At 58.2% G+C, this 16,193-nt stretch carries 28 protein-coding genes; 17 read left to right on the top strand and 11 right to left on the bottom strand.

Features of this window, described 5'->3' with window-relative positions:
- Positions 1-19 precede the first annotated feature (19 nt).
- On the bottom strand, positions 20-1,471 hold the full coding sequence (locus SIB73_RS06910; protein ID WP_413401819.1) for a glycosyl hydrolase family 57: 1,452 nt from the start codon (positions 1,469-1,471) through the stop codon (positions 20-22).
- 50 nt (positions 1,472-1,521) lie between these two features.
- Here SIB73_RS06910 and SIB73_RS06905 point away from each other — a divergent pair, with 50 nt between their 5' ends.
- Together SIB73_RS06905 and SIB73_RS06900 are read left to right on the top strand one after the other, a co-directional pair.
- Positions 1,522-1,665: a hypothetical protein gene (locus SIB73_RS06905; protein ID WP_413401821.1), complete on the top strand. Its 144-nt coding sequence runs from the start codon at positions 1,522-1,524 to the stop codon at positions 1,663-1,665.
- A gap of 615 nt (positions 1,666-2,280) precedes the next feature.
- A complete protein-coding gene (locus SIB73_RS06900) occupies positions 2,281-2,430 on the top strand; it encodes a hypothetical protein (RefSeq protein WP_413401823.1) in 150 nt (49 codons plus the stop codon).
- Here the strand turns inward: SIB73_RS06900 and SIB73_RS06895 are convergent, their stop codons facing one another.
- Positions 2,431-2,589 carry a hypothetical protein gene (locus tag SIB73_RS06895; protein WP_413401825.1) on the bottom strand — a complete coding sequence of 53 codons (159 nt, stop codon included), beginning with the start codon at positions 2,587-2,589 and terminating at the stop codon, positions 2,431-2,433.
- A 136-nt stretch (positions 2,590-2,725) separates the two neighbouring features.
- Here SIB73_RS06895 and SIB73_RS06890 point away from each other — a divergent pair, with 136 nt between their 5' ends.
- From SIB73_RS06890 to SIB73_RS06850, 9 genes are all read left to right on the top strand, one after another.
- Positions 2,726-2,983 (top strand): hypothetical protein, encoded by a 258-nt coding sequence (locus SIB73_RS06890; protein WP_413401827.1) that lies wholly within the window; start codon positions 2,726-2,728, stop codon positions 2,981-2,983.
- A 120-nt stretch (positions 2,984-3,103) separates the two neighbouring features.
- Positions 3,104-3,250: a hypothetical protein gene (locus SIB73_RS06885; protein ID WP_413439766.1), complete on the top strand. Its 147-nt coding sequence runs from the start codon at positions 3,104-3,106 to the stop codon at positions 3,248-3,250.
- A 26-nt stretch (positions 3,251-3,276) separates the two neighbouring features.
- Positions 3,277-3,966 (top strand): N-acetylmuramoyl-L-alanine amidase-like domain-containing protein, encoded by a 690-nt coding sequence (locus SIB73_RS06880; protein ID WP_413401828.1) that lies wholly within the window; start codon positions 3,277-3,279, stop codon positions 3,964-3,966.
- A 178-nt stretch (positions 3,967-4,144) separates the two neighbouring features.
- Positions 4,145-5,005, top strand: coding sequence for an N-acetylmuramoyl-L-alanine amidase (locus SIB73_RS06875; protein ID WP_413401830.1), 861 nt, complete (start codon positions 4,145-4,147; stop codon positions 5,003-5,005).
- A gap of 70 nt (positions 5,006-5,075) precedes the next feature.
- Entirely contained in the window at positions 5,076-5,252 is a 177-nt protein-coding gene (locus SIB73_RS06870; protein WP_413401832.1) for a hypothetical protein, read from the top strand.
- A 61-nt stretch (positions 5,253-5,313) separates the two neighbouring features.
- Positions 5,314-5,793, top strand: coding sequence for a nucleoside deaminase (locus tag SIB73_RS06865; RefSeq protein ID WP_413401834.1), 480 nt, complete (start codon positions 5,314-5,316; stop codon positions 5,791-5,793).
- A gap of 5 nt (positions 5,794-5,798) precedes the next feature.
- Entirely contained in the window at positions 5,799-6,512 is a 714-nt protein-coding gene (locus tag SIB73_RS06860) for a hypothetical protein (RefSeq protein WP_413401836.1), read from the top strand.
- Positions 6,509-6,664, top strand: coding sequence for a hypothetical protein (locus SIB73_RS06855; RefSeq protein ID WP_413439765.1), 156 nt, complete (start codon positions 6,509-6,511; stop codon positions 6,662-6,664). The genes SIB73_RS06860 and SIB73_RS06855 overlap by 4 nt, the downstream gene beginning before the upstream one ends.
- A 9-nt stretch (positions 6,665-6,673) precedes the next feature.
- Positions 6,674-8,005, top strand: coding sequence for an FAD-binding oxidoreductase (locus SIB73_RS06850; RefSeq protein WP_413401839.1), 1,332 nt, complete (start codon positions 6,674-6,676; stop codon positions 8,003-8,005).
- Here the strand turns inward: SIB73_RS06850 and SIB73_RS06845 are convergent.
- The 3 genes from SIB73_RS06845 to SIB73_RS06835 all read right to left on the bottom strand — a co-directional run bounded on the left by SIB73_RS06845 (position 7,991) and on the right by SIB73_RS06835 (position 9,828).
- Entirely contained in the window at positions 7,991-8,710 is a 720-nt protein-coding gene (locus SIB73_RS06845) for an alpha/beta fold hydrolase (RefSeq protein WP_413401841.1), read from the bottom strand. The two genes, SIB73_RS06850 and SIB73_RS06845, sit on opposite strands and share 15 nt — an antisense overlap.
- Before the next feature lie 88 nt (positions 8,711-8,798).
- Positions 8,799-9,614, bottom strand: coding sequence for a PhzF family phenazine biosynthesis protein (locus tag SIB73_RS06840; protein WP_413401843.1), 816 nt, complete (start codon positions 9,612-9,614; stop codon positions 8,799-8,801).
- A 7-nt stretch (positions 9,615-9,621) separates the two neighbouring features.
- Positions 9,622-9,828 (bottom strand): hypothetical protein, encoded by a 207-nt coding sequence (locus SIB73_RS06835; protein WP_413401845.1) that lies wholly within the window; start codon positions 9,826-9,828, stop codon positions 9,622-9,624.
- Between the two features lie 179 nt (positions 9,829-10,007).
- On the opposite strand from SIB73_RS06835, the gene SIB73_RS06830 reads away from it, so the two are divergent.
- Positions 10,008-10,145, top strand: a complete 138-nt coding sequence (locus SIB73_RS06830) for a high light inducible protein (RefSeq protein ID WP_066908436.1) — start codon at positions 10,008-10,010, stop codon at positions 10,143-10,145.
- Positions 10,142-10,303 (top strand): hypothetical protein, encoded by a 162-nt coding sequence (locus tag SIB73_RS06825; protein WP_413401846.1) that lies wholly within the window; start codon positions 10,142-10,144, stop codon positions 10,301-10,303. Before SIB73_RS06830 ends, SIB73_RS06825 begins: the two co-directional genes overlap by 4 nt.
- A gap of 80 nt (positions 10,304-10,383) precedes the next feature.
- On the opposite strand, the gene SIB73_RS06820 is transcribed toward SIB73_RS06825, so the two are convergent.
- The gene (locus SIB73_RS06820) at positions 10,384-11,049 is read right to left on the bottom strand and encodes an SDR family oxidoreductase (protein WP_413401848.1); all 666 of its coding nucleotides are present in this window, start codon (positions 11,047-11,049) and stop codon (positions 10,384-10,386) included.
- 153 nt (positions 11,050-11,202) lie between these two features.
- Between SIB73_RS06820 and SIB73_RS06815 the strand changes: the two genes are divergently transcribed.
- Positions 11,203-12,030: a DnaJ domain-containing protein gene (locus SIB73_RS06815; protein ID WP_413401849.1), complete on the top strand. Its 828-nt coding sequence runs from the start codon at positions 11,203-11,205 to the stop codon at positions 12,028-12,030.
- Positions 12,031-12,071: 41 nt separating this feature from the next.
- Here SIB73_RS06815 and SIB73_RS06810 read toward each other — a convergent pair whose 3' ends face one another.
- The gene (locus SIB73_RS06810; protein ID WP_413401852.1) at positions 12,072-12,395 is read right to left on the bottom strand and encodes a hypothetical protein; all 324 of its coding nucleotides are present in this window, start codon (positions 12,393-12,395) and stop codon (positions 12,072-12,074) included.
- A 48-nt stretch (positions 12,396-12,443) separates the two neighbouring features.
- Positions 12,444-12,548 (bottom strand): DUF4278 domain-containing protein, encoded by a 105-nt coding sequence (locus tag SIB73_RS06805; RefSeq protein WP_413401854.1) that lies wholly within the window; start codon positions 12,546-12,548, stop codon positions 12,444-12,446.
- A 347-nt stretch (positions 12,549-12,895) separates the two neighbouring features.
- Between SIB73_RS06805 and SIB73_RS06800 the strand changes: the two genes are divergently transcribed.
- On the top strand, positions 12,896-13,099 hold the full coding sequence (locus SIB73_RS06800) for a hypothetical protein (protein ID WP_413401856.1): 204 nt from the start codon (positions 12,896-12,898) through the stop codon (positions 13,097-13,099).
- A gap of 88 nt (positions 13,100-13,187) precedes the next feature.
- On the opposite strand, the gene SIB73_RS06795 is transcribed toward SIB73_RS06800, so the two are convergent.
- Positions 13,188-13,388, bottom strand: coding sequence for a chlorophyll a/b-binding protein (locus tag SIB73_RS06795; RefSeq protein ID WP_413401858.1), 201 nt, complete (start codon positions 13,386-13,388; stop codon positions 13,188-13,190).
- Positions 13,389-13,593: 205 nt separating this feature from the next.
- Between SIB73_RS06795 and SIB73_RS06790 the strand changes: the two genes are divergently transcribed.
- Complete coding sequence (locus SIB73_RS06790) at positions 13,594-13,806, top strand: hypothetical protein (protein WP_413401860.1); 213 nt, start codon at positions 13,594-13,596, stop codon at positions 13,804-13,806.
- Positions 13,807-13,904: 98 nt separating this feature from the next.
- The gene (locus SIB73_RS06785) at positions 13,905-14,108 is read left to right on the top strand and encodes a hypothetical protein (RefSeq protein ID WP_413401861.1); all 204 of its coding nucleotides are present in this window, start codon (positions 13,905-13,907) and stop codon (positions 14,106-14,108) included.
- An 11-nt stretch (positions 14,109-14,119) separates the two neighbouring features.
- Here the strand turns inward: SIB73_RS06785 and SIB73_RS06780 are convergent, their stop codons facing one another.
- Together SIB73_RS06780 and SIB73_RS06775 are read right to left on the bottom strand one after the other, a co-directional pair.
- The gene (locus tag SIB73_RS06780) at positions 14,120-14,785 is read right to left on the bottom strand and encodes a DUF3598 family protein (RefSeq protein ID WP_413439764.1); all 666 of its coding nucleotides are present in this window, start codon (positions 14,783-14,785) and stop codon (positions 14,120-14,122) included.
- An 18-nt stretch (positions 14,786-14,803) separates the two neighbouring features.
- Positions 14,804-16,057: an alpha-hydroxy acid oxidase gene (locus tag SIB73_RS06775; protein ID WP_413439763.1), complete on the bottom strand. Its 1,254-nt coding sequence runs from the start codon at positions 16,055-16,057 to the stop codon at positions 14,804-14,806.
- Positions 16,058-16,193: the final 136 nt, after the last annotated feature.

The following is a 16,193-nucleotide window of genomic DNA, read 5'->3' as shown; positions in this document are numbered from 1 at the left end:
ATCGATCCAAGAGGTCACACTATCGATCCAGATGCTTCATGCCCTGATCGTAGATGTCAGTTGCCCACTGGGTCCATTGACCTTGACCCCAATACCTAAAGCAGCTGGTTTCCAGCAGCAGAAGATGCATCAGTGCATCTCGATACGGCAATGACTTCGACAGGGACGGCTGCGCTGAAAGCTGCTGATCGAACTGCTGATGAAAGCGGGCGCTGAAGCACTGGATCGGTTGGAGCACATTGTCGTATCCATCGACCCAGCTGAGGTTGTTGGTCCATGAGGCTCCCTCCATGGAGAAGCCGTCATTTGCGGAACTGAGTTCACCAATGCTGGCGGCGATGCGTTCCGCGCCAGCTGATCTGCCGGTCTTCTGCCAGAGGCGATGCTGGTGCACGGCCTGGATGCAGGGAAGCTCGCTTGTCTTCAGTCCAAGGTCATCGAGTTGCTCGAGGTATTCCGAACCGTTGAGCGCCGTCGTCTGAACGTTGCTGTCTCGAATGCGGCGATTCGCCTGGCGAAAGGCCTCAGGGAATTCATTCATCATCACTCCGCCGTTTTCTCCGTCGGCGATCTGGCTCACGAGCGAGGGAATCACAGTGTTCCCCAGTCGCTGACGTCCGAGGCCAAGCGCCTCCTCGCACGGTTGCATCTGTCCGACGAGTTTGGTGTCGGATCCCTGGGTTTTGATCAGTGCCGTGATGCTCACCTCGTCGCCTGATGAGCAACGGGCCACCAGCCTGTTGGGAACAAAGCGTTGTACGCCGCTGAGCGGTGAACCATCCAGCTGTTCCACGCTGTGCTCCTGCACCAGCAGCCATCGATACCCGGCTTCAAGCAGGCCATCCACCAGGGCAAACAGTGTGTCCGGGTGGTTGGGCAGGTGCATTTCAGGCAGGGAGAAACCGCGCACACGTTTCAGAGCGGAGTCTCCGAACAGATCGGCGAACTGGTGTTGCCAACCGCTGATCTGCAGAGTCAGATCAGGAATGGGTGTGGAGGGTGCAACGGCATGACTCCAGAACGTGCCGAGCCATTCCACGTGTCGGTGCATCTCTGGGTCGCAGGCCAGGTAATGCAGCGCTTCGGTGATGTCCCTCCGTTCCATCTGCGTGACACCCCAGAGCAGATTTCCCGAATAATCGAGCATGATCCGCGGATCACAGCCCTCTCTGATCAACTCCGGAATCAGATCAGTCATGCGCCTGTAGCAATGGGCGAATGGCTCAGCGTTGTGGTTGTCGCCCTCGTCTGGATGTTCCAGCATGTACTGCAGGTGTGAGATCAGCTCACCATTCGGACCTGCGGGCACCGTCGGCTGATGCATGTGCAGTGCGCAGGCGAAGCCGGAGTTCAGATCTCGCAGTCCACGTTCGTTTGACGCTGGCCAGTTGCGGCCCGACTCCTGCATCAGAGAGCGCAGCTCCTGCTCTCTGCCGCAAATCGCAGGGTGGTGTCTTGACTGAACAACCATGAACGCTCCTCTTAGAGCCGGGTGTAGTTGATGCTGGCCGTGGTCAGGAGATGTCTCGCTCCGTATCCGTGCTGTTTGTTTCGCTGTGCATGAATGAACCCCCGGAATTCAGAGTTGGTTCTGAATCCCGGGGGTTTTTGCCAGCGATCCGCTGGTTTGGTGACCGCACCATTCCGATGAATGGAACGGCCTAAATCGCTCGTTTGTTCATTGGCTTCCTGTCTGAATCTGAACGTGAATCCTGGTTGATTGCGTTGCGGAGGACAGTGGTTGAAGCAAAGGAAAGCAGAAGCGAACAATCTGCTGTGAGTCCTGGGCTCGGGTTCCCGTGAAGCCTGGCTGATCGGCTCGGCCTTCATGACCCGGTCAGTTGCACTTCATCTTGTTGGAAAGAAACCCTGTTGCAGGAGAAACAGCCGAATGGCTTCTCAGATCTGCTCAGGTGGAGTGTCGGCCGTCATCCGGTGCCTCCGTTTGTATGACTCCAGTGTTGAGGTGCGCAGGACTGTTCGGCAATCAGTGCAATCACGCATTGCTGTTGGTTGCGTGCTGGGCGATGCTGAATACGGCATGTTTTAGCGATGGGGATGGATCGGACAACGATTCCCTCCGCTTTGGATGACGCTCTTGGATGACGCTGTATTCAGCAAGACATCACTGACTCGTTGTCGTTGCGTTGACACCTGAATCGCTCCGGAATTCAGGGCTGGGCGATGTGATCAGGAGGTCAAGAAATGGCAAGCATTGGTGTCGGCTGCGGCAATCGATCCCAGTCTTGATTGATGGGATTACTTCACTGTCCGCTGTGCATGGGCCTCGCTGTTCTGTCAGCGCTGCGTTTCTCGGCTCATGCTCTGATGGTTTTTCAGCTCGAGAGAATGGAACGCGACGGTTCACCTCCGGAGGGTCAACTCATGGTGATGAGACTGTGTGATGCAACTGTGAGTCAGTCGCTCTGATCACTGCTCCGACACCACCCATGCGGTTGCAGCGCGTTGTCGAAAATAGAGGTCGGTGAGTTCACGAGCCAGTGTCTGCAACTCATGCACGTCTGTGGTGGCGTCAATCATCCGCTTGAACGACTCGGCTTCAAACTGCTGGGAGAGGTTGACCTGCATGAAACAACCAGATGTTGGGAAGAGCTTAAAAAAATGTCATGTAGGGCGCGAGCCTGCTCTCCCTCCCGATTCGTGCCTGCGCTCGCGATGGTCAGGAGCGAGCGTCATGATGTAACAACTTCGTTACATAGTTCAGATGACCCTTGGTGAACTGTTCCTTGAAAGCCTCTCCACGGGCGTGATCACGGAAGATGAGGTTGACTGGCTTGCTTCTCATCAACACGTTTTTTCCCGAGCTGAGGAGGCAGCGGCGCTTCGCCTAGGCCGCCTGATGGACGACGGAGTGGTGAACCTCGGTTGCCGTGTTCCTCCCCAATGGCTCCAGCATCGGGAAGTGGTGGAGCACTGGATCGAGCCGCTCGGCAGGCGCCGCCATGCGACCACGCAGGTCTGAGCAGATCACGGTGTTCGATGGATGTTCATCAGCTCCCATGAGAGCGTGAGATCTGTCTGCAACTCAGTGTGAAGCTCGCTGTGCTCCTGTTTTTCGGATTGATCTCGGGATGTTTAGTCCTTGTTCAGCAGGAACTACGACCCTCGTTTTCGCTGGCGCTGGGACGATCTGTTGCTGAGGCTGCTCCTTCCGGTTCGTCAGCCACCATTGCTGAACTCCAGGTTATTGCTGGAACAAGAAAACGCTTTGAACAGGCCCAATCACTGATTCAGTCGTGGCCTGTCAACGAGGCGATGCCACGTCTTGCTGAATTCTTTCTAGGCAGTCCCTATCTGGCGATGTCGCTTGATCAGCCAGGTCTCGAACAGCTGCGACTCGACCTCGTGAGCTTCGACTGCATGCTGTTCGTTGAACAGCTGCTTGCCATGGTGTCCGCCGATTCGTTTGAAGATTTTGCTGAACGGACCAGGCAGCTTCGCTACCGAAACGGCGAGGTCGGTTACTGCACGCGTCAGCACTATTTTCACGACTGGGTCAGCTCGGCGCAGGCACAGGGATTGCTGGAACAGGCCCCGGTCTGGTCCGGGGCGGCAACGCGGGATCTGCCGTTGAATTTCATGTCGAGCCACCGTGCTCAGTACCCCGCCCTGCAATCCCAGGATCTGTTCGATTGCATTCGTGCGCGGGAGCAGGGAAGACGGATCAAGCAGCACTACGTACCGCTCAGGGATCTCGAAGCTGCACTCCCCAGTGTTCAGTCCGGCGATATTTTTGCTGTCGCAACGCGTGTCGACGGTCTTGACGTGAGCCACACAGGCTTGCTGGTGAAAGAGGGCTCCAGGGTGGATGCCATTCATGCCGCCCCCGGGAGAGGCGTGATGCGTTCCCGCTCGTTCGCTCGTTACATCCGATCAGTGCCTGATGCGATTGGTGCTGTGATCGTGAGACCTCGAAAAATCAAACAATTTCCCTTTCAGAATTAACTGAGGATCCGAATGCAGCGTTGGGAAATGATCTTTTTCCCTGAGGTTGCTGCGCAAAAGCTGTCAATGCTGTTGAAATTCACCACTGAGTCTGTCGATTGACTGGGGGACTAACTGTTTTTTGTGGAAAAGCATTGTTGTTGTTCTCTCTGGTGTTGAGAGCTTCGGAGAGCATGGGATGGTTGTTCCCGGACTGACCCTGCCAGCTGCTGTGATGAAACCAGTGTTGGATCAGCTGGCGGTTTCAGTGCTGATTGGCCTTACGGGCTGTTCACTTCTGAGTGGAGATTCCGGTGTGCCCGGGTGGTCAGATACCGCTGGTGAACAGTCGTTGCAGTCCGACAGGCCCCCTCTCATGCGTCTGGGCGACAGCCGCGTTGCCGCATCGCCGCCGGAGGTGGTTCAGGCCTGTGCACAGGCACTGGGGCTCGCGCAGGAAGACTTTCAGCTGGCGCATCCAACCAATTTCGGCGAACGCAAGACCAGGGACTCCTGGGGACGTGAGCTGCAGGTCAAGCCGATGGTGATCGTGTTGCATGAAACGGTGATCAGCGAGCCCCAGGCGCTTGCCCTGTTCAAGACCAATCACCCTGAGGATGATCAGCAGGTGAGTTATCACATGCTGATCGGCCGGGATGGTCGTCGAATCAGGATTGTTCCCGATCAGAAGCGCGCCTACGGCAGCGGCATGTCGGCCTTCGGTGACATCACCATGCGGGACCGTCCAGGCAGCGTGGGGTCGATCAACAACATCGCACTTCATATCAGCCTGGTTTCGCCACCGGATGGCCGTGGAAATGACCATGGCCATTCCGGTTACACGGATGCGCAATACAGGTCGCTCGCAGAGCAGGTGCTGCTCTGGCAGGCAACATTCGGAATCCCAATCACGCGCCTGACCACCCATGCGGCTGTTGACCGCAGCCGCAGTCGCTACGACCCGCGCAGTTTCCGCTGGGATCGTTTTGAACCCCATTACAGCCAGGCCATGAAGCTCTGCGGGCTCGAGCAGTACAACAACGAGCAGGCCGGGCCATGAACGATGGAAGCCTGCACGGAATGTTCTTGCAGACATCTTCTAAGTTCATCGCTGTTTCTGAGTTGATGCCTTGGCGCTGATTCCCCGCTGGCGTTACATGACTGACGAAAGCAAAGCGCTGGTCAAACGCGGCGCAGTGAGTCTGCTGGTTGTGTTCGTGGCTGTGGTCGTGCTGCGATCATTTCTGCCCTGGGTGTTGCTCGGGCTGATCGCCTGGTTGTTCTGGAGCTGGGTGCGTCGTCGCTGAAAGGGATTGCTTGCCGCCTTTTGCCGTGACAGCCAATCTGTGGTCAGCGGACTTTGCATCCATGGCATCTGATCGGGATCAGGCTCTGATGAGAGAAGCGATTCGTCTGATGAGAGATGCCGGAGTGGTGAACAAAACGGGTGGCCCTTTCGGTGCGGTTGTCGCCAAAGATGGAGAAATCGTGGCCTCAGCCGGTAACAGTGTGGTCAGGGACTTTGATCCCAGCGCGCATGCTGAGGTGAATGCGATTCGCGCTGCCTGCAAGAAACTGGGCACCTGGGATCTGTCTGGTTGTGTGATGTACACCAGCTGTGAATGCTGTCCGATGTGTTATGCCACGGCCTACTGGGCTGGCATTCGCGATGTGTTTTATGCAGCTTCCTGGTCGGACTACAGCGATCTGTTTTCAGATGAAGCCATTAATAATGATATGCAGAAATCGAGGGAGCAGCGAGAGATCAAACTCACGCAGATTCTCAAGTGCGAAGCCTGCAAAGTCTGGGACGAATTCCGCGAGATGCCTGATGGGGCACGTTACTGAGGATCATGGCTTCCTCGAATGATTCTGAAGTGCTTGAGCCGGGTCATTTTGTGTACACCATTCACAGTGTGATTCCAATAGAGCGAAAGCAATCCTTTGAGAGTCTCCAGCGCCGAATGAATGAGAAAGCTCTCAACTTTGATGGATATTGCGGCCAGTCCACCTCTTTTCAGGACATGGATGATGGTCAGTTGCTGTCGGCCACGACCCGAATTGTTTTCGAAGCCCTGGATCAGTGTCTGTTATGGCTGGACAGCCCGGAACGGCGAAGCCTTCTGTATCAGGCTGAAACATTGATGGATTATCGATATAGAGCGAGCCTCGAAGCTGATTCCTTTGACCAGTGGATCCAGAAAAAACGGGATCGAAAGGTTCCGGTTTGGAAGGTCAATCTGCTGGTCTGGCTGGCGCTTTATCCATCAGTTATGGCGTTGACTCTGGTCGGTAATTCCACACTTGGAACTCTGCCGTTGCCCCTCAATATGTTGATCAGCAACTACATAACGGTCCTGCTCACGGGGCATGTCCTGGTGCCCTGGTTGAGCGGTTTGTATAAAAACTGGCTGCAGACTCAATCGATCCGTTTCACTGTGCTGGGGATTGCTTCAGTCGTTCTTCTACAGCTGTTTCTGTTCAGTCTGTTTTCGCGTTTGCCTGGGATGCCCTGGGAGGCTTCAGGTCTGAGACCGTACGCAACAGTTCTGAATCTTGTCTCATGAGTGATTTGACCGAATCTCCGCGGGTCACCAGCTGCTGTGACCGTGAAGATGGTTCATTGCTCTGGGTTCCTGCGAAATTGCCGCTGGCGGGGGTTTGCTCAGCTGATGCCGAAACCGTCAACGGCACGCTTCAACCCACGCTTTCGTTCTGAATCACCGTCATGACTCTGGATCCAGGACAGCGCGGCTACGAGCAGGCCCTGTCTGCGCTGTTCAACGGTGACGCTGCGGCGTCCGACCCAGTGGGCATTCTCCAGCCTCGTCATGAGCAGGATGTGGTGGAGGCGGTGATGCGTGCTCGCCGTGACGGTCTGCCCCTGATGGTGAGAAGTGGCGGCCACAGTCGTTTCTGTGCAGCTGATGGAGCACTGGTGCTCGATCTTTCCGCCCATTTCACGTCCATCGAGCTCGATGCCGATTGTGTGCGTGTGCAGGGAGGCGTTGGCATGGGGGCTTTGCTTCAGGCACTCGCACCGCATGGGCGCATGCTGCCGGTGGGCACCCACGCCACGCCCGGTTTCGGGCTGCTGCTGATGGGTGGCATCGGCCATCTCAGCCGCAGTCTTGGTCTCACTCTCGACAGCATCACGGCGTTGCGGGGCGTGCGAGCCGACGGCACGCCGTTTGTGATGCAGGGCGACGGGCAGGATCCCAACGCCTGGAGGATGCTGCGTGGAGCAGCACCGTTTCTTGCTGTGATCACTCAGGCCACATTGCGCACGCATGAACGGCGTCCCCTGGATGTGAGGCGTTCCCTGAATGCTCTTGAGGAGTTTCAGGACCGTCTTGAAAGTGCTGAAGCCCTGCCTCATTCGCGCTCCTGTTCGTTTGTGCTGGGTGTACCGCCCGACAGCACACAGGCTGCTGTGCTCAGTTATGTCGTCAACGTTGTGGAGGACAGCGGCGATTCCACGACCGAATCCGATTGCTCCGATGTCTGGCGGCAGCGGGTGATGGGCCTGGAGGCGCTGCCGGATTTCAACATGCCGGGTCATGACGGATCTCTGCCGGCGGAGCCGATGGCCGACACCGATCGGCGGCGTCGGCTTCGCTCCTGGATTCACGCCATCAGCGTGGAGTCCGGGCAGACGCAACCCCTTGCCACCATCCTCACCACGGCCATTCAGCGGGCTCCGAATCCTCTCTGTCGAATTGATCTGCAGCACATCGGTGGTGCGGTGCGCGATCAACCCATGCAGAGCTCCGCCTACAGGGGGCGAAACGCCGAATGGTCCATTGTGATTTCCGGTCTCTGGCACCCTGACGAGAGCTCTGCAGCGGATGAGGTGAAGCAGTGGTCCGATGACCTGTTCGATGCTCTGGCTTCACTCTCATGCCACGTCTACCTGGTCGAAAGACATCCCGGAACAATCTGCTACGCACGTCAGCTGCAGCTGGCCTACGGGCCGGACCTGGAGCTGCTGCAAACTCTGAAGTGTCAGTGGGATCCGGACCGGATTCTGCCGACACTCAACACGTCAACGCATGCCTAGACGTTCCATCAGGCTTTCAGCGAGCAGGTCAGGCTCTGAAAGCATCACATCATGTCCTGCATCCAGGGTGGTGATACTGCCTCCCAACCGCTGCGCATAGATCAGATTGTTCTCCAGCCCGAGTGCCTGGTCCTGTCGGCAGGCGAAAAAGTGCTTTGGGCAGGAGATCTCAGACAGATCGAACCGGGTTGTTTCCAGGTAGACACCCAGGGGTTGGGGCGTGAGTTTGGCGTGATAACCGGAGGCCTGGGTGTCGTTCAGATCGTTGAAAAACACCCTGCGGGTGACCTCTGCACTCAATGCGAAACTCTGGTCGGATGAGGCCGCCGCGAGTTCGAAGTAGCTAGGTCGGCGGCTTTCAGGAATTCTGTCGATGGCGCGCTCGCCGGGTTTCAGCACGAGTGCTGCAATCATCACCAGCTGGCCAATGACGAGCGGCTCACGCGCCATGGCCTCAGCGATGCCGATTCCTGCGAGTGAATGACCCACCAGAACAGGCGATTCGCTGCCGCATTGCTTCAGCTGACCGCGGATCACCTCGCCGTAAGCCTTCAAGGTCACCTGGTCCCGAGGCGTTGGATCCTGGCCATGTCCGGGCAGATCAAAACTCACCACCCGGTGACCTGCACTTCGCAGCGCGCCGGCGCAAGCGTCCCAGCACCAGCTTCCGTGAGATCCACCATGCACAAGCACGAACACAGCCATGGATTCCAAGCGATGTTCCGAGTCTGATGCGATCTTTCCGCACCACACGGTTCGCTTTCGCTTCTCGTTTCGCCTTTCGTTTCGCTCTTCAGTGCTGCTTTGCGGTGCGCGGTGTCAGGTCAGCCAGATGAATGACGCCAGACAGAAAAGGCATCACCCGTCCAGTGATCAGCACCCGTTCACCCTGCAGCTGGCAGTGCAGGGTTCCGCTCCGTTGCGACAGCTGCCGTGCGTCAAGGCTGCTTCGTCCCAGCTGTTCGGCCCAGTAGGGAGTGAGGCTGCAATGGGCTGATCCGGTCACGGGATCTTCGTCGATGCCGAGTCCCGGCGCGAAAAAACGGCTGACAAAGTCAGCGTTGATGCCGGGTGCGGTCACGATCAGTCCGCGACCGGGCAGTGCCGCCACCATGGCGAGATCGGGTTGTAGGCGCCGAACCGTTTCTTCGTCGGCGACCACGGCCATCAGGTCAACCCCCTGAAGACAGGCCGTTGTCCTCAGGTTGAGAGCCCTGTTCAGTTCCGGAGGGGCTTCGCAGGGCCTGGCCTCCTGCACGGGAAAATCAAGGGTGAATCGTTCCCCCCGGCGCCGCACCAGCAGATCACCGCTCCTGGATTCGAACCTGATCTGCTCCAGATCCCGGTCCTGCTGAAACACCACATGGGCGGCGGCGAGGGTGGCATGTCCGCAGAGATCCACTTCGCAGCTTGGTGTGAACCAGCGCAGGCCGTAGCAACCATCGGCTCCAACCACGAAGGCTGTCTCCGAGAGGTTGTTTTCCGCTGCGATTGATTGCAACAGGGCATCGGGCAGCCATGCATCCAGGCTGCAGACGGCGGCGGGGTTGCCCTCAAAGGGGCCCTCGGCGAAAGCAGCGACCTGCTGGATCGGGATCGTTCCCCTCATGCCACATTCAGCGGGCGTCGTTGCCTGTTTCCGCATCACCGGAGCTGCGCAGTCTTTCGACCTGCAGGAACACAAGCCAGGCCAGAGCTGCCAGAACGCCGCCGCTCCAGTCGCTGCGAAGCAGTTCCACGATCGCAACGGTGCTTGCGGTGATCCGCAGAGCTCGCAGCAGGATGTCCTGAAGCGATGGTTTTGCAGCTGTTTGCTTGTCCATCGTCGATCTGACTGCGAAAAGATCCTGCCTGAAGCGAATCCATGCTGGATCAGGCCTGGTCGTCCCTTGTCATGGGATGACTCAAGTCAGTCCTGACCTCTGCCGGCTATTCATTTGCACGTTGATCCACACGAGGACGACACAATCTGTTACAAAGGGTGGAGACGCGATTCTTTCCGATGGACAACGCAAAATTTGGCTTCTCCGCATTCGCTGAGCAGTGGAACGGCCGTCTGGCCATGATGGGCTTTGTGATCGGTCTCGGAACCGAGCTTTTGACCGGTCAGGGAATCCTTTCCCAGGTTGGTCTCGGTTGAAATCCCTTCAGGAGCCTGATGTTTGGGCACCGGAAGATCGAATCGGCTACGTCCAGCTGATTCTGTTCGGTGCGTTCATTGCGACTCTTGGAGTCGGTGCAAACATCGTCGTCAAGTACCTCTGGTCATCGCTGGACGCTCTCAGCAATTATTTCTGATCTGATACAGCGGGCTGTCAGACCGCTGTTGGTTTGCTGAACCCCTGCCGCCGGCAGGGGTTTTTTTGCTGATGCATGGTTCACCAGGGCAGAACGGATCCGTTGGCGTGCAGGAAGCTGCCACTGTTGTTCACCGTCAGTTCGTCAATCCGTGCAATCAGACCTCTGACGGAGTCCTCAGGGCTGATGCCGTTGGGATTGAATTGGACCATCCGGGTCTTGACCAGACCGGGGTGAAGAATCGCCACGGCGATGCCTCTGCTCCGCAGATCCACCGCAAGCGATTTTCCGGCAATGTTCAGCGCCACTTTCGACATCCTGTATCCATAGGAGCCACCGGAGCTGTTGTCTTCGATCGATCCCATGCGGCTGGTCATCAGCACCAGTTTTGATCCCTCAGGCATCAACGGTGTGAGAGCCCTGGCCAGCAGCAGCGGAGCCAGAGCATTCACCTCAAACTGCCGGCGAATGGCCTCCGGATCCAGATCACTGAGCCCCATCGATTCAAGGATCCCGGCATTGAGAATCACCGTGTCCAGCTTCTGACCGGCCAGCCCATTGACCAGGGCCGCCAGCGAGTCCGGGCTGGTGAGTTCGATCCCGGACTCAACCTGCACGCCGAGATCATCCAGTTCATCGCTGGATTGACGGCAGACCGCGATCACCCGGTCACCACGCAGATGGAGCTGCTGGCAGTAGGCGAGACCGATTCCCCTGTTGGCACCGGTCACGAGAGAAGTCGCCAATGTTCGAATCGCCGCAGAGCACCATCCTGCCTTCGCCGACAGCTGATCCGCCCATCATTTAAGGACGATCATTCAGGGCCCATCACTCAACGCAGATCGCCTTGGCTCGTAGTCTCTTGGCATTCGCAGATCCGGCTCTGTCGCACGGTTTTCATGGGCTTTGATCCGCGCCGGTGGCCGTCTTCATCGTCTGCCCGTGACAATCGCGTTCGGCAGAACCAGGCTGAACGTGTCACCAGCAATGTGGAGGCTTTGCTGCGGGACAACGAAGCCCTGCGCAGGGAAGTTCGGCGTTTGCAACAGCAACTCGACCATCTGCGACGACAACAGTGGCAGCGACCTCAGCACGATGCTTCCGCTGGGTGGAGCAGACGACAGCCCTCTCCACTTGTGAGTTCAGAACAGGTTCAGCGCTGGGGTGAGTCTCTGGCGATGCAGCCGGGCTGGAGCGCGCTGCGCCGGCACGGCCTTGAACGCCTGATTGAACAGCTCAATCGCAGCAGCTTTCATGCTCAGCTCAGCCTGAGCGAGAGGCTCGATCGGGTGATCAGCGGTCTGGGTACGGACCTGATGGCTGCAGTGGGTCCAACCCCCACCAAGAAAACGGCTGCGGTGCTGGCGGCTTTCGCGCTGTATGGAGTGCGGGCCAGTGAATGGCTTGATGAGGACCCCCGACGGGTGGTGGCGGAACTGCACCAGCGTTTGCGTCAAAGTCAGGGTCATCGGCAGGGAGACGGCAGTGGGCGGCGGACGCGAAGTGATCAACGTTCCACGGATCGTGAGTCATCGGGACAGGGGCAGAGCGGCTCAACTGATGCGCGTTCCGAAGCGTTTTCGGTGCTGGGTCTGACGACGGACGCTTCCCAGGAGGCGATCAAGCAGGCCTTCAGGACGCTCGTCAAGCAGCACCATCCCGATCTGGGTGGATCAGCCGAGGCGTTCCGGCGGGTCAATGACGCCTATCAGTTGCTGATGGCCTGAAGGCGAGCCGCGACGTCATCGACGTGATTCCAGCCATTGACTCATCGCCAGAGCACCTCAAGACTTGATCCGCCTGACATGTCAAAGCGGATTCCTGCAGTGCTGTTGCTGCGCTGGTAAAGCAATCCAGACTCGCTGACAGGGAAGTCGAAGGCGCGATCGCCGAAAATGATGGTCACATTCCCCTGGCGCTGGCTGAATCGACACGGACCTGATTCGACCTGAACGGCAGGGCTTGAATCGCTCAGCAGGCAATGGGCGATCGTGCTGTCGGCATGAACTCTGCCGGTGGGGTCAGCGAACGCGAGCAGGGTGCTGAGCAGCAGAAGCCGGGATGTCAGTTTCAGAGGTTGGTGCAGAGCCATGAAAAAAACCCTGACGGGGCAGGGCGTTGTGCCGGATTGCGGCGGAACTCATCGGGCCACTTTCTGGCCCCGGTACACGAGTTCAGAACGAACACTGTTTTTGGAAACAGCGTTGTTCCGCGCGTACTTCTGGCCGCGGTAGGTCAGTGTCATGGTGGTTCCTCGTTGCAGGCTCAGGTCCCCGTTCCATGGCCTGAGTCGAACTGCGCCTCGTCATTGACAAGGTGAACGATGCCGAAATTTTCAGCAAGCTTTCTATAGCAGGACGGTCAACAGCGATGACGTTCGTGCCGTCACACGCCTGCTCAGCAGTTCATCGGCACCGGGCAGGGCATCAACGGCAGGGCATGAACAGCAGGCCGTCACCGGAAGGGTTCAGCCAGCTTCGGATTCACCGCGAACCGCTTCGGCCGCGCTGCGACGCTCACTGCTGCGCGACACCCTGCAGCACCCTCAAGCACTGCTGGTTTTTTTAGAGTGGAGTGAACACAGGTCGAGTCATGAATCCCAAGCAGGTGGGTGCTCTTCGAAGGGCTGGGATCTATTTCCTGGTGGGATATGGCGGACTGACCGTGATCAACAACAGCGGTATTGCTCCTGAACGGATGTGGCTGGCTTACACGCCTCTGTTCGTCGGTGTTTATTTCTTCGCCCGCTGGGCGGACGCCAGAATCGCCGCCTCCAGCCAGACGAAGGATGAGTGAACGCTGAGGGCTGGGTTCCCTGAACAACAAGATCCTCGAAGCGAATGCTCCGAGGATCCTGATGAATGATCGGTTGGCGGTTCAGCAATCAGCTGAGACCCAGCACCCCGAAGGTGATCTGACTGACGATGCCGTGACCTGTGAGGGCTTCCGTGAGCACGCCGACAACGAAGCCGAGCATGGCCACCCGTCCGTTCAGCAGCTCTGCACGCACCATGCGCTCACCTTTGATCTGGCTGGCGGCTGCATCCTGGTACCACTGGTCCTGGGTGGAGGTTGAGGAACTCATGAACTCTCTGCTTGTAAAGCAATATTACGACTCTTTGCAAAGGAGTGCAGCGCGGGGCTCTCCATCCGCCGATCAGAATTCTGCTGACTGAACAGTGTTGTCTGAGCTGCCTTGTCTGATCCTGGGATGAACTGCGACTTGAGATGAACCAATCCCGACATCTTTCCGTTGCTTCTCTGCATGACTGCTTCAGCTGCACATCTTGATGACAGATTCCGGTGATGCCGTGTTTCAGATTGAAGAACTGACCGACAGCGGCTGGCATCAGACCGACCTGCATAACTCGAAGGACCATGCGCTCTGGCATGCCAGAGCCAAAAGTCATGCAGATGGTCACACCTACCGGGTGATCAGCAGGGAATCCGCTCTGGTTTGTCTGATGACCCGGAACGGCAGTGAATGCTGGGAACTGGATTGAGTTCGCAGAGGATGCCTTCACTGTTGACGGCCCTGGCTTTACCCGTGCTTGCCCTCGGCTCTGCGTAGCCTGTCAGGTCTGATCAGTGGTCGAGCTGTTTGTTCAACAACCGGCCTGTTGACTGCAGGCGAACCTTTCTCTGCCCGGGTGTTCCCTGCGATGTGTTCCGGTTGGATTGGATGCTGCGCGGGTTTGCAGGGGCATTCGGCCTGCGCAATCCAGCCAATGGAAACGCAATCGTTTACGGCATGACTCTTCCCGAGTGCGAACACTCGATGCTTGATGATTTCTGCAGCAGGTAGCCCCTGACTCGTCACCCCCAGATGTCTGCTTCCGGGAGGCTCTCGAGGTAACCGTTGGCGTCATAGCGCCGAACGATCTGATTGATCTGACCTTGCGGATTGACCCAGCGCAGGCCGCAGACCGTGTTGTCGCCCATGTGCCGATCTCTTGCATCGAGCAACAGCTCCACATTCGGCTCCGGCTGCCAGATCACCCAGTCGCCGTTCGTTCGGATCGTGCACTGCAACGGCTGTGATGGTGCGCAGGGTTCGCCGCCAGCTTTGGTTTCCACTATGTAAACCACCTGGTCAAGGCCGTGGAACCCATGCCGTGCCACGACCCGACGTCGTTCATCGCCATGGACGACACTCAGTTCTCCCGCCCAGGCGAGGGGTGTGATCGCACTCGGGCCGAGTGACCAACCGCCGCTTTCATTCACCTGCATGGTGAAGGGGACAGACTCGAAATTCATCGATTTCTGCTCTCCGGTGGCCAGGTACGTGAGGCAGTTCTCAATCACGCCATCGCGTTCCTGCACCTGCAGAGAGGTCGGGAAACGGTCCTGCTCCACCCCGCTGCCGTCGAGGCGGATGAAGCATCCCTGCCAGTGTCCGCGGTTGTGCTGCAGCAGAGTGGCGCGGGGGTCGTGCATGGGGCCTCGGAAAGCTGGATCGACCGACAATCGTGGCGGCCTCACGCATCGGATGTGACCAGCTCAGTACACGAAGGGAGGCAGATGGCTGTCTCCCTGCAGCAGGCATTCACAGCGAAGGTCGGCGCCCATTGCGCGAATCTCAGCGACTGAGCCCACCCCGGTCAGACGCATCCCTCTCTCAAGTCCTTCGCGCAGGATCTCGAAGCTGCGTGTGAGGCCTGCCTCTCCGCCGGCTCCGAGACCGGCGACCATGGCCCGTCCGATGCCCACAGCCTGAATTCCATGGCTCAGAGCAATGAGGATGTCGGTGCCGCAACGGATCCCTCCATCCATCAGAAACGTGAGCCCGGAGCCGCTGAGCTTGGGCATTTCGCTCTGAACCATGTGCAGGGTTGGAGGGACCCGGTCCATCTGTCGTCCACCGTGGTTGGACCACACCACGGCATCGGCCCCCACGTCCTCGGCACGCTTGGCATCGTCGGCGCAGTGAACGCCTTTGATGATGATCGGACGATCCCTTCCCCTGGCTTCACGGATCCACTCAAAGTCGGCCCAGGTCACGGCGGATGACGCCAGCTGGGAGCCAATGTCCGTGAACGGCATCGGTTCGCCGTTCTCATCGATGATGTTCAGGAACCGCATCACCCCCTCATCGCCGAGCAGGTCGGTGAGCCAGGGCAGCCGTGTGGACATCTGAGGTGCCAGCTGCAGCCGCCGCAGGATCCATTGCAGTCGCTCATTGGCGCTGAGTCCTTCCCACGGATGCAGGGCCTGCAGTGGTTTCATCCGTTCATGCACCCGCCGCTGGCCGGAGACACCCGTATCGATGGTGAGGAACAGCGCGGTGAAACCAGCCTCTTTGGCGCGGTTGATCGCACGCAGGGCCGTGTCCCGTCCTCCGCAGAGATAAAGCTGAAACCAGCACTGTTTGGAGGATGCTGCGGCCACCTCCTCCATGCGTGTCCCGGAGAGGGTTGAAAGACCCATCACGGTGCCGAAATTGCCGGCGACGCGCGCCGCCACAGCATCACCTTTGGGATAGATGGTTCGCAGGCTGCCAACGGGAGAGATGTACCAGGGAACCGCCAGCTCATGGCCCAGAACGGTCGTGCTGGTGTCGAGGGTCTCGAAACGTGTGGCGCCGCGCACGTTGAGAACCGTCTGTTGAAAGGCCTTCACATTGCCTTTGAGCGTGATCTCCTCATCGGCGCCACCCACGAAATATTCAGAAACGATCGGTGGCACCCGTTTGCGCATCCGCCTCCAGAGATCCTCCGTGCACAGCGCGTCCTGAAATTCAGAGCTGACCGTCATGGCGTTGAAGCTTGTCCCCGGCTTTTGTTTCGTTCAGCGAAGAGTACAAGTGTTGTTGCATATGGATCGCAGCATCCGGCAAGTCGTTTGGAATCCTTATCGACAGGCTGCTGCAGCGATTTCGCTCCAGGCAGAT

The organism is Synechococcus sp. MIT S9509 (genome assembly GCF_047303035.1).
Classification (GTDB): domain Bacteria; phylum Cyanobacteriota; class Cyanobacteriia; order PCC-6307; family Cyanobiaceae; genus Synechococcus_C.
The sequence above is the reverse complement of the archived record's forward strand: the minus strand, read 5'-3'. Positions and strand labels throughout refer to the sequence as shown.

Bases quoted from the DNA above. Each gene is read 5' to 3' on its own strand.
- SIB73_RS06795 (WP_413401858.1), bottom strand. From the start codon at position 13,388: ATGAGTTCCTCAACCTCCACCCAGGACCAGTGGTACCAGGATGCAGCC.
- SIB73_RS06890 (WP_413401827.1), top strand. From the start codon at position 2,726: ATGACCCTTGGTGAACTGTTCCTTGAAAGCCTCTCCACGGGCGTGATC.
- SIB73_RS06805 (WP_413401854.1), bottom strand. From the start codon at position 12,548: ATGACACTGACCTACCGCGGCCAGAAGTACGCGCGGAACAACGCTGTT.
- SIB73_RS06860 (WP_413401836.1), top strand. From the start codon at position 5,799: ATGGCTTCCTCGAATGATTCTGAAGTGCTTGAGCCGGGTCATTTTGTG.
- SIB73_RS06910 (WP_413401819.1), bottom strand. From the start codon at position 1,471: ATGGTTGTTCAGTCAAGACACCACCCTGCGATTTGCGGCAGAGAGCAG.
- SIB73_RS06900 (WP_413401823.1), top strand. From the start codon at position 2,281: ATGGGCCTCGCTGTTCTGTCAGCGCTGCGTTTCTCGGCTCATGCTCTG.
- SIB73_RS06810 (WP_413401852.1), bottom strand. From the start codon at position 12,395: ATGGCTCTGCACCAACCTCTGAAACTGACATCCCGGCTTCTGCTGCTC.
- SIB73_RS06830 (WP_066908436.1), top strand. From the start codon at position 10,008: ATGGACAACGCAAAATTTGGCTTCTCCGCATTCGCTGAGCAGTGGAAC.
- SIB73_RS06905 (WP_413401821.1), top strand. From the start codon at position 1,522: ATGTCTCGCTCCGTATCCGTGCTGTTTGTTTCGCTGTGCATGAATGAA.
- SIB73_RS06775 (WP_413439763.1), bottom strand. From the start codon at position 16,057: ATGACGGTCAGCTCTGAATTTCAGGACGCGCTGTGCACGGAGGATCTC.
- SIB73_RS06815 (WP_413401849.1), top strand. From the start codon at position 11,203: ATGGGCTTTGATCCGCGCCGGTGGCCGTCTTCATCGTCTGCCCGTGAC.
- SIB73_RS06845 (WP_413401841.1), bottom strand. From the start codon at position 8,710: ATGGCTGTGTTCGTGCTTGTGCATGGTGGATCTCACGGAAGCTGGTGC.
- SIB73_RS06790 (WP_413401860.1), top strand. From the start codon at position 13,594: ATGACAGATTCCGGTGATGCCGTGTTTCAGATTGAAGAACTGACCGAC.
- SIB73_RS06895 (WP_413401825.1), bottom strand. From the start codon at position 2,589: ATGCAGGTCAACCTCTCCCAGCAGTTTGAAGCCGAGTCGTTCAAGCGG.
- SIB73_RS06835 (WP_413401845.1), bottom strand. From the start codon at position 9,828: ATGGACAAGCAAACAGCTGCAAAACCATCGCTTCAGGACATCCTGCTG.
- SIB73_RS06880 (WP_413401828.1), top strand. From the start codon at position 3,277: ATGCCACGTCTTGCTGAATTCTTTCTAGGCAGTCCCTATCTGGCGATG.
- SIB73_RS06865 (WP_413401834.1), top strand. From the start codon at position 5,314: ATGGCATCTGATCGGGATCAGGCTCTGATGAGAGAAGCGATTCGTCTG.
- SIB73_RS06850 (WP_413401839.1), top strand. From the start codon at position 6,674: ATGACTCTGGATCCAGGACAGCGCGGCTACGAGCAGGCCCTGTCTGCG.
- SIB73_RS06800 (WP_413401856.1), top strand. From the start codon at position 12,896: ATGAATCCCAAGCAGGTGGGTGCTCTTCGAAGGGCTGGGATCTATTTC.
- SIB73_RS06875 (WP_413401830.1), top strand. From the start codon at position 4,145: ATGGTTGTTCCCGGACTGACCCTGCCAGCTGCTGTGATGAAACCAGTG.
- SIB73_RS06840 (WP_413401843.1), bottom strand. From the start codon at position 9,614: ATGAGGGGAACGATCCCGATCCAGCAGGTCGCTGCTTTCGCCGAGGGC.
- SIB73_RS06855 (WP_413439765.1), top strand. From the start codon at position 6,509: ATGAGTGATTTGACCGAATCTCCGCGGGTCACCAGCTGCTGTGACCGT.